The 15252-nt window shown below is 47.7% G+C and carries 11 protein-coding genes and 1 pseudogene; 7 read left to right on the forward strand and 5 right to left on the reverse strand.

The features are described from left to right. The first annotated feature begins 56 nt into the window (after window positions 1-56). Window positions 57-1763: a polysialyltransferase family glycosyltransferase gene (locus Q7R76_06495; GenBank protein ID MDO8643196.1), complete on the forward strand. Its 1707-nt coding sequence runs from the start codon at window positions 57-59 to the stop codon at window positions 1761-1763. On the opposite strand, the gene Q7R76_06500 is transcribed toward Q7R76_06495, so the two are convergent. After that, a complete protein-coding gene (locus Q7R76_06500) occupies window positions 1720-3009 on the reverse strand; it encodes a hypothetical protein (GenBank protein ID MDO8643197.1) in 1290 nt (429 codons plus the stop codon). The genes Q7R76_06495 and Q7R76_06500 overlap by 44 nt on opposite strands. Further along, window positions 2993-4159, reverse strand: a complete 1167-nt coding sequence (locus Q7R76_06505) for a hypothetical protein (protein ID MDO8643198.1) — start codon at window positions 4157-4159, stop codon at window positions 2993-2995. Before Q7R76_06505 ends, Q7R76_06500 begins: the two co-directional genes overlap by 17 nt. Window positions 4160-4230: 71 nt before the next feature. Between Q7R76_06505 and Q7R76_06510 the strand changes: the two genes are divergently transcribed. Beyond that, window positions 4231-5391, forward strand: a complete 1161-nt coding sequence (locus Q7R76_06510; protein MDO8643199.1) for a glycosyltransferase family 4 protein — start codon at window positions 4231-4233, stop codon at window positions 5389-5391. A gap of 2 nt (window positions 5392-5393) precedes the next feature. Here the strand turns inward: Q7R76_06510 and Q7R76_06515 are convergent, their stop codons facing one another. Further along, window positions 5394-6416 (reverse strand): polysaccharide biosynthesis protein, encoded by a 1023-nt coding sequence (locus Q7R76_06515; GenBank protein MDO8643200.1) that lies wholly within the window; start codon window positions 6414-6416, stop codon window positions 5394-5396. Beyond that, window positions 6413-7570: a DegT/DnrJ/EryC1/StrS family aminotransferase gene (locus tag Q7R76_06520; GenBank protein MDO8643201.1), complete on the reverse strand. Its 1158-nt coding sequence runs from the start codon at window positions 7568-7570 to the stop codon at window positions 6413-6415. Before Q7R76_06520 ends, Q7R76_06515 begins: the two co-directional genes overlap by 4 nt. Before the next feature lie 167 nt (window positions 7571-7737). Between Q7R76_06520 and neuB the strand changes: the two are divergent. The 4 genes and pseudogenes from neuB (at window position 7738) to Q7R76_06540 (ending at window position 12139) form a co-directional block, all read left to right on the forward strand. Next, window positions 7738-8796, forward strand: a pseudogene (neuB, locus tag Q7R76_06525) (N-acetylneuraminate synthase). Window positions 8797-8859: 63 nt separating this feature from the next. Next, window positions 8860-10002, forward strand: a complete 1143-nt coding sequence (gene neuC / locus Q7R76_06530) for a UDP-N-acetylglucosamine 2-epimerase (GenBank protein MDO8643202.1) — start codon at window positions 8860-8862, stop codon at window positions 10000-10002. A gap of 2 nt (window positions 10003-10004) precedes the next feature. Continuing rightward, a complete protein-coding gene (locus tag Q7R76_06535) occupies window positions 10005-11036 on the forward strand; it encodes a DegT/DnrJ/EryC1/StrS family aminotransferase (protein MDO8643203.1) in 1032 nt (343 codons plus the stop codon). Further along, window positions 11021-12139, forward strand: a complete 1119-nt coding sequence (locus Q7R76_06540) for a GNAT family N-acetyltransferase (GenBank protein MDO8643204.1) — start codon at window positions 11021-11023, stop codon at window positions 12137-12139. The genes Q7R76_06535 and Q7R76_06540 overlap by 16 nt, the downstream gene beginning before the upstream one ends. A 9-nt stretch (window positions 12140-12148) precedes the next feature. Here Q7R76_06540 and Q7R76_06545 read toward each other — a convergent pair whose 3' ends face one another. Beyond that, window positions 12149-12970, reverse strand: coding sequence for an SDR family oxidoreductase (locus Q7R76_06545; protein ID MDO8643205.1), 822 nt, complete (start codon window positions 12968-12970; stop codon window positions 12149-12151). Between the two features lie 137 nt (window positions 12971-13107). Between Q7R76_06545 and Q7R76_06550 the strand changes: the two genes are divergently transcribed. Next, window positions 13108-15234, forward strand: coding sequence for an aminotransferase class III-fold pyridoxal phosphate-dependent enzyme (locus tag Q7R76_06550; GenBank protein MDO8643206.1), 2127 nt, complete (start codon window positions 13108-13110; stop codon window positions 15232-15234). Window positions 15235-15252: the final 18 nt, after the last annotated feature.

Raw genomic sequence — 15252 nt, forward strand, 5'->3', positions numbered from 1 at the left:
GCGGCTTAATAAAGGTTATGTTAAGATATTTAAATAACCAGTGAACACAGAAGCATATGAGTATTGCTGATAAAAAAGAAGGATTGTACCAGTGCACAGAAAAGCTCAATGATATTGACGCACTGACGAGTATCACATATGATGGCGTTCCGCTCTGGTGGTTTTATCAAATTCGGTTTATGCGGGACGCACTACCCGAGCAATTTGATAATTTTGAGCAGATAGTAAAGATGCAGGGAAAAAGTGCGCTTACCCGAAAACTGCACCACCTTCGCCAGACAGCAGGAGCGCTCATGCTTGCACGTTTTTTGAAAATAAATGAGCGTATGAAACAGCGCATGACAAAAGGGCAGCCGACAGCCCCATTCACTGAACAAAACACTGAACAAAAAAATAAAAAGAGGGCGCTATTTCTGGTGCACACCATCGCGCTCGATCTTGCGCAGAAACCATTTGCCATCGACCGCATGCAAACTGTGTATGAACAACTCCGCAAAGATCGCGCACTGGCAACGGACATTCTTGTTGTTGACCCGCTTTCAGCGCGGTTCAGGCCTGGTTTGCGCAGATTTCCGAATCTTATCTATCCATGGATAACAAAGAGCATGCAAGCAAAAACAGAAACAGCAGCACGGCAGTTACATGCGACATGGAAAAAGAGAAAACAAGATGTGCTAAACGCAACAGCACACGCTACTGATTTTGAGCCGGCACTCGATTTCTTTTTCTCAAAAGAGATGATATATGCAACCATTTTGTATTATGAAACATTCAAACGAGTACTGCAGGAAACAAACACTCGCGCTCTGTTGATATATTCTCCAGCCGGTGTCATTGACCGCTGTGCCATACAGGCAGCCCATCAATGTGGAATTCCAACGATTCGCCTGACACACGGTATGGGCATTTCAACGACACTGTGGACCTATCCGGAAACATTCCATGTTCTTGCAAACAGCGACATTGAAAAGGAACGGTATATCCAACTTGGCGCACCGCCAGAAAACGTGCGCGTTATCGGACCGGTGTTTTTGGAGGGCATACAGGAGTATATTGCGCGGAGCAAACAACAGAAGTATAACAAGAAGAAAAACAAGAACAAGAAACCAACCATTCTTTTCTGTACGGCGCCGATTGTCCAAGAGAATATTGTCAAGAAAGAACGCTATTTCGATGTTATCAGAAAAATGCTGGATGATCTCAGCAGCGTCAACAACAATGTATGTGAAGTGCAGGTGAAGTTACACCCGATTGAAAAATACTATGATGAGTACGAAAAGATCATAGCCGAGATGCCGAATAAGAACATCACAGTTATTCGAGGTACATTAGGAAAGAAGCAGTTGTATGATTTGATTGAAAGATGTGATGTGTTCGTATCATTCTTTTCAACAACACTCTTTGAGGCAAATCTTCTCAACAAACCAACGATTCTCGTCGAGCTGTATGACCGAAACGTTGTTGATAATGAGGGAATCTTCTATGGTTCAAGTGATGCGGTGCTGAAAATTGAGCCAGACTACCATAACCATGAACTCCGCACCACGCTGGAACGGGTGCTCACTGATACCAAGCTCCAGAAAACACTGAGCTATAAACGAAAAGAGTTTATACAAAAATTTTTCTACAAAGTGGACGGCAAGGCGCCGCAGCGAGCAGCACAGGAAATACGCGCAATTGTGCAATCATATCAGAAAAATAAGAAGCATCAGAAAAACATCAGAAGCGGCCGCGAAGATGTCGATGGCGAAGTGCGTAGCTGATGGTGGCATAGGCACGCCGCAGTTGGCGTGAACGCAGCACATCATAGCGCATGATGGGCTTGAAAGATAATTTATTCTTGTTCAAAAAGTCAACCTGCTGTTTAAAGAGCGTGGCACGGTGGATGGCAAGGCGCAGATAATTTGAATCAAGAGATGAAAACGCACGGTGGACAGCATCTGGAGAATTGCCGTGAAGAATGTCCATGGTTACTTTTTTCTGCGGCAAGAACGATTTTGGAAGGATGGAAATAATTTCTGATGTTTTTTTGTAGAGTGCAATAGACGCAGGGATAGAGCGTACGCCCCAACGGTCAACATACACCACCGCGTGGTCTTTGTTGAGGTAAAATGTGTCCGGCGCATTTGTTGGCGCGCAACGCTTCAACAAGGCCGCAGTCTCGCCGATGAGCAGGAGGCAGAAAGAAATGCTTTCTTTGAGAAGCGTCAAGAGCTCAGCATATTTTGTATTTGGATTAGCTTGCTGAAACCATGATGTTCGCAGCGCTTGCACCCGGCGAACAAATACTTCAGCAGCAGGATAGCGTTTTTTGGTGAGTGAGCTCAACATCCGGAGGGGATATTTAAGTGAATTGAGGCGGCAGAGCGTCACCCGAACCGGAATGTCAAGCGTGCCGCCCAATCGAACATTGAGCGTGCGCGCAGCTTCATTAAGCGCATAGCTCCAAAAGCCGCCGCGCTGGAGCCGCTGACGATGCAGAAACAGGCGCAAAAATTCCTGCGGCCAGTGAATATCGATATAGTCGTGAAGAATGACCAGCTCGAGCATATGCTTGTCCGCAGGCGGCAGGCGCACGAGAGGAATATTTTTTCCATAGACGCATTTCAGCGAGAAAAAAGGAAAGAGAAAAGGCAGAGAAGGAAAAAGCTGTTCAGGAAGAACATGGGGATAATGGATAATCACGTCAGCCTGCCGCGCAAGCACTGCGCGCGTGCGCTGCTCAAAATCAGGAATGTGAAGGGGTGCATCGCGGAGCACGACGATAAAGTCCAAGTCAGAAAATCCGGGCGCAGACACTTCACCGATTTTGTAGATGGCCACAACGTCGGCAGAGCCGGATATGGTTGAAATAAAATCTGCTTCGGCCTGTTGATAATGAGTGATGGTAAGCTGTTTTGGAAAATTCCGTAGGGTGCAGTCTGCAAGCGTAACATGAGGGAAAAAGTCAGCGGAATTTGCTGTTTTTGTTTGCTTGGTTGTTTTGTTAGTTTTATTTTGTGCGTTCATGTAGTTTCGCCTCAAGGGTGCGGGCAAGCAGCGCCGCGTGGCTCAGGAAAAATGGAGGTACCCGTCGGAGGTTTAAATACGTGCCGATTTTAGGAAGAAACGGATTGCCCAACAGTCCGAGAAGCCGAGCAGACCAGCAAGAGAACCAGCACGCAGGCCATTCTTTTCTCAGTGTGCTGTATGAATCCAGCAAATGGATAAGGTCAGGAGAAAGATGTTTTTGGATGGCGTGAAAGGAATCTTTTTTGAGCGACGGCGTGCCCTGTGCCTGAAGAAAGAGCGTCGGCAGGAGCAGCACTTTTGCCACTACCAGCTTGAATGTATAGATGCTCATCCAGCGCGGATTTTTGTTGGCAAGAGCTGAAAAATATGCTGCATTTTTTTCAACACGTGCAATGCGTTCTTCTGCATCATCACGTACAAAAACAGTAGAAGATGAAGAAGAAAAAGGAACAACAGGAACAGCATCACGAAGCACTGCAAGGGGAAAATAATGCTCAGGATAATACTCAAGCTCGCTTTCATAGAGCACGGGAATGCCATGGTGCTGTGCAGGGTCAACCGCATACATGAGGGCATAGGCACGAAGCAGTTTTTTTCTCAACAAAACAAGCTCGTTTGGTATGGTGTTTTTTTTGATGATGAGGATACTATCGAAATCGCTGAAGTTTTTTTCGTAGTCAAGCGTTGCAAGGCTGCCATGGACAAAGAAGCCGGCGATAGCAGAGGTAGAAAAATCCGTGAGGGGAGAAATAACACGCATTGTTTTTTTGAAAAGTCCAGCATCTTTCTCTGCAAAAGCGCGCCCCCATGCAGCAACAGGAATTGTTGGACGGGGCATGGCTGTTTTTTTTCTGTTTAGTTTTTGAAATGGAACCGTGCCATAAAAATCGGCCAGCAATGTGCAGAGGAGCGTGGCGTAAGCCACGGTCGATAGTGTTTTTTTTGAAGCGTGTGCAGCAAGAATCTGTCGTGAATCAGCAAGTGGATACGGAAACTGTTCAAGTAATGCAAGAAGGCGATGTGTTGGATTCCGATGCTGGTCAAAGAATGGATACAAAAATCGTGTTGGGGGTGTGACTGACTCAAATTCCATAAACCCACGCAATGCAGCATGGAGTGCGTTCTGGTAGTTGTGTAATGGCTGCATATAAACCCCCGAATCAGTGCTTAAAAGGGCAATGACAAATATTTATAAATGTTTGTGTTTCCTGTCAGCCAATGAAAGCCATGAATATCCTCCTTATGAGCCCGACGTTTTTTCCGGTACGCGGCGGCACGGAACAAGTACTTGCGGAGATAGCGAAGCGGCTGGCCAAAAAAAACGGTGTCACGCTTATCACTCCATGGCTCAAAGGGGCAAATGATACACGGTATGAAAAAGAATTGAGCACCCATATCATCAGGATTCCGAGCATCAACATAACCGGCCTGAATGTGGTCATCCCGCAATTCGCATTGCTGTTTTATTTGCCGTATTTTTTCCTCAAACAACGGCTTAGCGGGAAAAAGATTGATGTTGTACACCTATTCCACATCTATAATCTCGGTGGTATTGTGGCGCTGTGGGAAAAAATCATGCGTTTTCCGCTCGTCATTTCGCTCACTGGGTGGGACACGTATGACCCTGTCAAGCCGCTGCCAAAAGCGATTAACCCCTATCTCGCATGGGTGATGAACAGCGCTGATGCAGTCACCACGATGTGCACGCATATGAAGAAAAGCGCAGAAGCACAGGGGTGCAGAAAAGAAATAGCGCTTATTCCCCACGGCACCACGATGCCGGAGCTGAAAGAAAAAAAAGGGTTTGACCTGCGGAAAAAGTATGGCATTGAACAAGACCGAAAAATAGTTTTTTCACTTCAGCGCCTGTTTCCCCGCAAAGGGATGGAGTATCTCATCAGGGCAATTCCACTGGTGATCCAAAAAAATTCGAATGTGACATTCGTCATCGGCGGCAAGGGACCTGAAAAAGAAAGATTAGAAACTCTTTCCAGAGAATTAGGCGTCGAGACGCATATTGTCTTTGCTGGTTTTATCCCTGACGACGAGCTCAAGAATTATTATGCTGCAGCAAACTTGTTTGCCCTGCCAAGTTTATACGAGGGCTTTGGAGTGGTGTATGTGGATGCGCTGTCCTGTGGTGTGCCAGTGGTAACAACGCGCTGTGGCGGACCGGAAGACATCATCACTCATGATAATGGAATTCTGGTGCCAATCCGCGACGAACAGGCGTTTGCCGACGCTCTGATTTGTGCGCTTGAAAAACAGTGGGACAAAAAGAAGATAAGTAAAAGCGCGCAGCAATATGATTGGAAGAAAATTGTTGAACAGTATCAAGAAATATACCAAAAAGGGTGTGGCGGACAAGGAATCAGATAGGATTAGTTCAGCAAATTTTCTTTTCGAAGTAATTCTCGTATCTCGTCTTTGGTGAGATGCAGGGTGTGTTGGGATGAAAATGAGCCCTGCGCAAGGCCATGATGGTGTTCCTCAACCGCTTCAGTGAAATGTGGAACGTTTGACTTTGATTGTACGACAAACATATCGTCAAGAATTTTCAGATAGGGCAACTCGTCGGCAACCATAAGGCTTTCGTGGAGCTTTTCGCCGGGGCGGATACCTATTTCTTTGAGCACGATTGACGAAGAAGCGTGTCCGTGTTTTGGCGCAAGCTCTTCAATCAATACGTCGGCAAGATCCTTGACCTTGAGCGCTTTCATTTTGAGGATAAAAATTTCTTTTCCCTGCATAATCGGCGGCACGCGCAAAATTAATGAGACGGCCTCAGAGAGTGACATGCAGAATCGTGTCATGTGAGGTGATGTTAAGGTCACGGGGCCTCCTTTCTGGATTTGGCGCTTGAAAATCGGAATGACTGAACCACTTGAGCCGAGCACATTGCCGAAACGCACGCAGGCAAACTTGGTAACGGTTGGACCGAGGTCTGCGGTCAGGGTTAATTTTTCGCCGAGCAGTTTTGTGGCGCCCATGGTGTTGATGGGATTGACCGCTTTGTCAGTAGAGATAAAAACAAAGTGCTTGACGTTGTGCTCGCGTGCAGAATCAAGAGCGTTTTGTGTGCCGATGACATTCGTCTGAAGCGCCTCGAATGGGTTGTACTCGCATAATGGAACATGCTTCAGCGCAGCAGCGTGGAATATAATGTCCACATTTTTCATGGCAAAATCAAGGCGCTGTTTGCTGCGCACATCGCCGATAAGGTGGCGGATTTTTTCTGACGGAAGGTCATGCTGGAGATTGAAGTGGCCTTCCTCGTCGTTGTCAAACACCTTGACAATGCGCGCGCCCAATCCAATGAGCTGGCGGACAATTTCAGAACCAATCGAGCCGCAGCCGCCGGTAACGAGTACTTCCTTGTCCTGATAAAATGATGCGTTGGTCATACTGCCCCCGGTACATCCTGTGGTACATTCGGTACATCCTGCTGCCGTGCTTCGGCAATCGATGCAGTCAGCGCTGCCACGACGGTGTTTATATCCTTTTCGGTCATCTGCGCATAGAGCGGGAGAATGAGCGTTGTTCTGCTGATTTTTTCAGCGATGGGAAAGTCACCTTCTTTGAAGCCAAATGTTTTGTAGAACGGCTGGAGGTGAATGCACGGCGAAAAGTATGCCTTGCTCGCAACGCCGCGGGCGTGCAGCCCTTCAATGACTTTGTCCCTGCTGATTCCGTCAGCAACCCGCACCGGAAATACAAACCAAGTGTGGGTATTGCCCTGTGCGGTTTTCGGAAGAATGATGCCGGAAATAGTTTTTAATTTTTTCAGGTATTTTTGCGCAATACGAATTCGCTTGGCAAGCAGCATATCGAGCTTCGCAAGCTGGGAGCAACCGAGCGCGGCGCTCATCTCGGTCATGCGGTAATTATATCCCAATCGGTGGTGCGTGAGCCATTGCATATTTTTGACGTCTCTGCCTTGATTGCGCATGCTGTTGCAGAGCTCTGCAATGGCCGCGTCGTTGGTAACCACCATGCCGCCTTCGCCCGTCGTCATTTGCTTGTTTGGGTAGAACGCGAATACTGCAGCGTCACCGAATGTACCCACTTTTTTTCCGTGGTACGTTGCGTCGAGCGCCTCGCATGCATCTTCGATAACTTTGAGATGATGGGAACGGGCAATCGCCATGAGCTCGTCCATGGCACAGCTCTGACCAAAGATATGCACGGGCAGCAGGGCTTTTGTTTTTTCGGTGATTGCGTTTTTCACGAGCGCAGGATTGAGGTTGAAGGTTTCTTCATCAACGTCAACAAACACCGGCTTTGCTTTTTCAAACAGAATACAGTTTGCCGAGGCAACAAATGAAAAAGGAGTGGTAATAACTTCATCTCTTTCGCCAATGCCGCACGCGCGCAGCGCAAGATGTAACCCTGACGTGCCCGAGTTAACCGCAAGCGCGTGCGCTGTTCCGATGCGACCGGCAAACTGGCGCTCAAACTGTTCAGTCTTGGTGCCCATGCTAAGCTGGCCGGACTTGAGCACCTGCACAACACCGCGAATGTCAGCAGGGGTGATGTGTGGTTTGGAAAGGGGAATCATAGGGACCATAGACGTCTGCAATAAGAGGCTCTTTAAAAATATTTATACGTTTTGAACATAGATATTCAAGAAGTAGTGTCGTGTAGGGTGGTTTATAAATGAGCAGGCAATATTTTTAAATAAACGGTTATTTTCAACAACTAGGGGAATCAACAACAGGAGGAACAATGCACACGGTTAGAATTGGCACCAGACTCATCGGCAACGGACAGCCCGCTTTTATCATCGCTGAAGCAGGGGTGAACCATGACGGCAGTCTCGAGAAAGCAAAAAAACTGGTGGACATTGCGAAAGAGGCAGGCGTTGATGCGGTCAAGTTTCAGACCTGGAAAACTGAAGCCCTGATTTTGCAGGGAACAAAAAAGGCAGCGTATCAAGAAGAGAATACAAAGGCCGGCAAAGAAGAATCACAATTTGACATGATAAAAAAACTGGAGCTTTCCTACAACGATTTCCGTGAGATTAAAAGATACTGCGACAAAAAAGATGTTCTTTTTTTATCGACGCCGGATGAAGAGGAAAGTGCAGAGTTTCTGAACGGTCTAGGCGTTCCGTGTTTCAAAATTGGTTCAGGAGAATTGACTAACTACCTTCTGTTGAGATACATCGCAAAATTCGGCAAGCCAATCATTCTCTCAACCGGTATGGGAACAATTGAAGAGTGCAGAAAAGCGCGTGATGCCATTTTCAGCACGGGCAACAAAAACCTTATCATGCTGCACTGCACGTCTGATTATCCAACGCCGTTTTCAGATGTCAACCTGCGCACTATGGAAACGCTGGGCACGGAAATGAACCATGATGCTAATGTCCCCGTTCTCATCGGCTATTCCGACCACACCGAAGGAATTACCGTACCGGTTGTTGCCGTGGCGCAGGGTGCAGCAGTCATTGAAAAACATTTTACCTACGACAAAAGCGCAGCAGGCCCTGACCACAAAGCATCGTTGAGCCCAAAAGAGTTACACGACATGGTCAAAAAAATCCGTGAAACAGAAACAATTCTCGGCAGCCAAAAAAAACAGCCAACCCTGCGCGAGCAGGAAACAAAAAAAGTCGTGCGCAAATCGCTTGTTGCAAAGGTCCCAATTGCGCAGGGAGAAATAATCACTGAAGAAAAAATAACAGCGAAGCGCGCTGATGCACGAGGATTCACCGCAGACCAATGTGATGAAGTCATTGGAAAGCGTGCGGCAAAAAACAGCGGTGTTGATGAAATTATCGACGAAAAGAGCATTGAAATACCACCACACGTCAGCGCACCACCAAAAACAAAACGGAAAATCTGTGTGGTGACAGGCACACGGGCAGAATATGGTATTCTTCGGCCAGTCATTGCAGCAATCAAAAAACATCCCCACCTTGAGCTCCAGCTCATTGCAGCGGGCATGCATTTAAGCGACGAATTCGGCATGACAAAAAATGATATTGAACAGGACGGACATCAAATTGATGCTGCTGTTGCAATGCTGCCGGAAACTGATGATGACGGGGCAATGGCAGTTGCAGCAGCACGGGGCATCACTGGATTTGTTGATGCATTCAAAAAAATAAGTCCGGGCATTGTGGTGGTGCTTGGCGACCGCATTGAGGCATTCGCCGCAACCATTGCCGCATCTTTTCTGAATATTCCGGTTGCCCATGTTTCGGGCGGCGACAAAACACGCGCAGGCAGAGACGAGGAAATGCGCCATGCCATTACCAAATTTGCAAAGATTCATTTTCCAGCAACCAAAACCAGCGGCGAACGCATCACCAAAATGGGCGAAGATGCATGGCGGGTGTTTGTCGTCGGGGAGCCAAGCATTGATACCATGCTGCAGGAACGGCTGCTGGAAAAAGAAGAGCTTAAAAAATATGCCCTTTCTCTTGATTTCACCAAGCAGTATGCTGTTGTAGTGCAGCATCCTGTCACCACCGAAGCTGAAAAAGCAGGAGAACAGATGCGCGCCACGCTCGAAGCAGTGCACAAGGAAAAAATCCCTGCGCTTATCTTTTATCCCAACGCAGACAGCGGCGGCAGACGAATGATTGAGGTCATTAAAGAATATGAAAAGATACAAGGATTCTTGGTGGCAAAAAGTCTCCCGCATACTGCCTATCTTAGCGTGCTGAAGCATGCAGCGTTCATCATCGGCAACTCAAGCAGTGGCATTGTCGAAGCGCCGACGCTCAAAGTGGCTGCAATAAATATCGGCATCCGACAGGAAGGCCGCGAATGTGCGTCGAATGTGGTTCATGTCGATGACAATGAAGACAATGAACAACAAATTCGCCGTGCAATTACAACAGTTTTTTCCCTGTCATTCAGGGAACAGCTGAAAAACTGCATCAATCCCTACGGCAGCGGTGACACCAGCACAAAGATTGCTGAAGTGCTCGCCACGATTCCGGTCAACGACCGGCTGTTAAAAAAAACAATTACCTACTGACCATGACACGCGAAATTGGAAGTGATTTTCATCTGCCTCTGGGGCTGGTGGTTTCAGGGAAGAAAACGGTGTGGAGTACTGGCCAAACGCTGCTCGCAAGCGGCCGCGCGTGTCTCAAAGCGATTATCAGACAAGAATCGCTTGCAGAAAAAACAATTTTGATTCCTGCATATCTGTGCGATTCAGTTCTTCTGCCGTTACAGCAAGAAAATATGAAAATTATTTTTTACACGGTGACAAAAAAGTTGGAGATTGACGAAAAAGACCTGCTCAAAAAAATAAAAAAAGAAAACCCCTCCGCAGTCCTTATCATCCATTACTTTGGGTGGATACAGCCGAATATACAAACTATCTGCGCAGAAATAAAAAAACAAACAAAACAACAGTGCATCATTATTGAGGATCTCGTGCAAACGTATCTCACTGAATATAGCCCGTCAGGTGATTACTGGTTTAACAGCTACCGCAAGTTTCTGCCGGTTGCTGACGGCGCATTTCTTGGCGGGAAAAAAATCCCCACCCCACTGCCCTGCTTCCCGGCAGCACGCATACTCGCATTGCTGTTAAAAAATAGTCGCGCACTCAAGCCGCTGTACCGTGCATTGTTTACCCACCATGAGCAAAAAGCAGTGAATGGAAAAAAAGTTGAGGGAATGTCGCGTTTTTCAAAATATGTGCTGGCACGGATTAATGAAAGTGCAGTAAAAAATATCCGGCGAGCGAATTATGAGTATCTGGCGCAACGGCTCGGCGCCGAAACAACGGCGAAAATGTTCCATCAAAAGCTCCCCGCAATGGTGTGCCCGCTGGGCCTTCCCATCATCGCCAAAAACAGAAATACTCGAGATGCACTCCAAAAATATTTAATAGGCCAAAGAATATACTGTCCGGTGCACTGGAAGCTTCCACCTGAAATACGAAAAAAAGAGTTTCCCGAAAGCCATGCAGTCAGCGAGCAGATACTCACGATTCCGATTGATCAGCGGTATACACAAAAAGATATGGAGCGGATTGCCCAATGCCTCAAGAAATAAAAAAAACAAAAAAAGAAAAAAAGATACAAGAAGTAAGTGTGTACACCACGGCGGATGCTGGATGGAACCAGTATGTTGATGCAGCTCCGGCTCCTGACATTTATTTTCGTGCAGAATACGCGCGCATCTATGAAACCAGCTACACGCAGGCAGTTGATAGCACGTTCGGCGGCAAGGCGCTTCTGTTTGTGCTGGGCACCAAAAAAGAATTTGTTGCACTCCCCGTATTGAAGCGCCCGATTCCCGGCACAGAACTGTTTGATCTTTGCTCGCCGTACGGCTACTCCGGCCCGCTTGTTAAAGCAGAAAATCCGGCAGCAGTGGTTGCTGAATTTTATGCAGCGCTGGAGAGGTATGCGCAGGCAGAGGGAATTGTCAGCGCGTTTGTGCGGTTCAACCCTGTGCTGAACAATCATCGCGAGGAGCAGGGTGCAGAACGGATCAATACGACCGTTATCGTTGACCTGCGCAAAACAGCACAAGAATTAGTTATGGAGATGGACAAAAAAGCGCGCACCGCCATGCGCAAGGCGCAGCGCGAAGGAGTAATTGTTGAAACCATTCCCTGCGGTAAGGGAAGCGAGAAAGAGCAGACCGCAGTCCACGAATTGACACTCTTGTATATCGCATCCATGCGAAAAAGAAATGCCGCGCCCCACTATTTTTTCCCCCAGATATTTTTTGAAAATACCGTTGAAATGCTCGGCAAAAGCGCAGTTATTTTTGTTGCGCGCTACCGGAACCAGCCCATCAGCGCGGCAATTTTCATGCACGCGTATGGAAACATGCATTATCATTTTTCAGGCATTGATCCGGAATATCAGCGGCTCTATCCCACGAACCTGCTCTTGATGGAGGCGGCAATGTGGGGAAAAAAGAATGGATGCACAGTCCTTCATCTCGGCGGCGGTACGAGCAGCAGCGACCAGGATCCACTGTTCCGTTTCAAAGCAGCATTTGCCCGCGGCCGTAGTGAATATTATGTTAAAAAAATTATTTTTGATCAAAAAAAGTATGATGCACTGGCAAACAAGCGGAAAGAAGAATTACGCCAGCAGGGCAAAGAGCCAAAGCAGGCATTTTTCCCGGCATATCGCGGATGATGTTGATACTTACCAGCAGCTTAATCCGCCATCAACAAAAATATTCTGGCCAGTGATGTAGGTCGACGCGCCTGATGCAAGAAATACCACAATGCCGGCGAGCTCTTCTTTCTGTGCCATGCGCCCCATCGGCACACGGCGTGAATAATTCTGAACAAACGCAGCATCTTGATTGGTGAACACCCCGCCGGGGCTGACGCAGTTCACGCGAATGCCTTTGCCGCCGTAATACGCTGCGAGATATTTGGTGAGCGCAATAATGCCGCCCTTGGTTGCGGAGTACACCGCTGGGCTGGGGGAAAGTGATTTTTTCATGCCATCAAAATAAATGCGCTGGTCAGGCGCGTAGGCACCATAGATGGATGAGATGTTGATGATGACGCCCTTTTCAGAGCCCGATTTGGTGCCTGAATTTTTCAGCATGTGCTTGCCCACTTCCTGTGTGCACAAAAAAGTGCCCCGAAGATTCACATTCGACGTGAAATCCCAGTGCTCTGGCAGGTACTCTTCAAAGGTTTCTTTTTCATCCTTGGGAACGCCTTGCGCATTGTTGATGAGGATGTCAATTTTGCCAAATGTGTTCACTACAAAAGAAACAGCATCGCGAATGGACGCCTGTTCAAGAAGATTCAAATGAATACCCACACATGGTGTGCCGTGCTCTGCTGAAATTTTTTTTGCTTCTTCTTCCACTTTTTCCGTGAGAATATCAGCAAGGACAACGGTTGCGCCGGATGCGGCAAGCGCACGCGCATAGACTGGCCCTAACAGACCAGCCCCGCCGGTAATGAGCGCTACTTTTCCGGTGATGTCAAAATGGTTTTTAAGCATGAAACTCCAGAGAAATGGGTAGTATTTAAACTTATCCCGGCATTTGCCAGTGCGGAAATCGTATATAGTCAAGCAACATAATTAATTTAAAGGAGGGCAGGGTACCTTTAAAAATTCACCCTTTTAAAAGGCACCTTATGAACGAATACAAACCACGGCTCCGGAAAACACTCTGTATCATTCCTGCACGCGGCGGCTCAAAAGGCATTCCCCGCAAAAATATTCGCCTGTTGGCAGGCAAACCGCTGATTGCCTACACGATTGAAACCGCAAAAAAATGCCCCTCAATACACAAAACAATTGTCACGACTGATGATGCTGAGATTGCAGAAATTGCATCTCGCTTCGGCGCTGAAGTTCCGTTCCTGCGGCCAAAAGAGCTGGCAGACGACAACACGCCCATCATGCCGGTACTCCGCCATGCGATTTCATTTCTTGAGCAGCGCGGAGAACAGTACGACACTATTGTGCTGCTCGAGCCGACCTCGCCATTGCGGTCAGTTGACGATGTGGAACAGGCAATTCAGAAATTAGCAGAGGGCGATGTTGATACGGTTGTTGGCGTTTCGCCATTTGAAATTGATTTTTCAGATATCATGATTCCTGAATCCGGTTACATCGAGCCGTTCATCGAACAAAAAGAGGTGACATTCAGGCGCCAGCACACCAAAGACCTCAACCTTATCCAGCTGAACGGGCTGGTGTATGTGGCGAAGCGCGACATCATCATGAACCCGAGCACCATCATCCTGAATCCGTTTGGCGACAATAGAATAAAAACAAGATATGTCACGATTCCAAAAAGCAGATGCCTTGAAATTGACGAGCCGCTCGATTTTGAGTTTGCAGAGTTTATGATCCGGCGGCAGATGAATCGGAGTATGGCACAGTACAACGGGAGTAATGGAGCAGGGGGTACACGCATGAACCAATCACCACAAACACCATCAATGATAAAGCCAAGAATTCTTGCAAAATCAGAAGAGTTTTGGAAGCGCGCGTGCAAAGTGACTCCCGCAGGCACCCAGTGCTACAGTCACGGCCCAACACAATTCGTCGGCGGCGCATCCCCTAAATTTATCGTGCGCGGCAAAGGCTGCACGGTCTGGGATGTTGATGGCAATGAATATCTTGACCTCACCAGCGGCGGCTACCCGTCCATTTTAGGCTACGCATATGAGCCGGTCAATGACGCGGTGCGCAAGCAGATGGAGTGTGGAACATTATTTCCCATGATGCACCCGCTTGAAGTTGAAGTTGCAGAGCTGCTCACTGAAACTATACCCTGCGCAAAAGTAACCCGCTTTGCAAAAAATGGCTCTGATGTAACGGCAATGGCAGTGCGCGCTGCACGCTCGTTCACGAAACGGGAAAAAATTGCGTGCTGCGGCTATCACGGCATTCACGACTGGTATATATCGACGACAACAAGAAATGATGGCATTCCAAAATTTAATTCGCTGCTCACACACCCCTTTGAGTACAACAACATCGAAAGCCTCAAGAAAATTTTTGATGACAACCCTGGGCAAATTGCAGGAGTGATTATGGAAGCAGTGCAGTTGACGCCGCCCAAGGATGGATTCCTTGAAAAAGTGAAAAAGCTCGCGCATGAGAACGGCGCGCTGCTGATTTTCGACGAGGTTATCACCGGATTCAGGTTTGGTATGGGAGGCGCGCAGGAATACTTCGGTGTGGTGCCTGACCTCGCGTGCTTTGGCAAGAGCATGTCAAACGGCTATCCTCTTTCTGCGCTGACGGGCAGAGAAGATATCATGCGCGTGTTTGAAAAAAACACATTTTTCTCATCGACCTACGGCGGTGAAACAACGACACTTGCCGCAGGCAAGGCAACCATCAACGAGCTGCGCGACAAGAAAGTGCACCCCTTTTTATGGCAGCAGGGAGAAAAGCTCAAGGACGGATTCAACAAAATTGCGCGGGAACATGGCATGCACGAGCATGTTGAATGCATCGGCTATCCGGCATGGAGCGTATTAAGTTTCAAGAATTCAAAAGAAGGAACCTCATTCGAGAAAAAAAGCTTGTTCCAGCAAGAAGGCATGAAGCGCGGTCTGCTTACCGGCTGTTACCATGGATTGGGATATGCGCACAAGGATGAATTCATTGACCGAGCACTTGCCATCTACAACGACGCCATGAAAATTTTTGCCCAGCATATTGAAAAAACAAAGCAAGGCGAGAACATCCTGAAGTTTATCGAAGGCGACATTGTGAAGCCGGTGTTCAGGCCGGTGAATTGATGCTTATTAAAGCCGCCG

It is taken from the genome of Candidatus Woesearchaeota archaeon, from assembly GCA_030651375.1.
In the GTDB taxonomy this organism is placed as follows: domain Archaea; phylum Nanobdellota; class Nanobdellia; order Woesearchaeales; family UBA12501; genus JAUSFM01.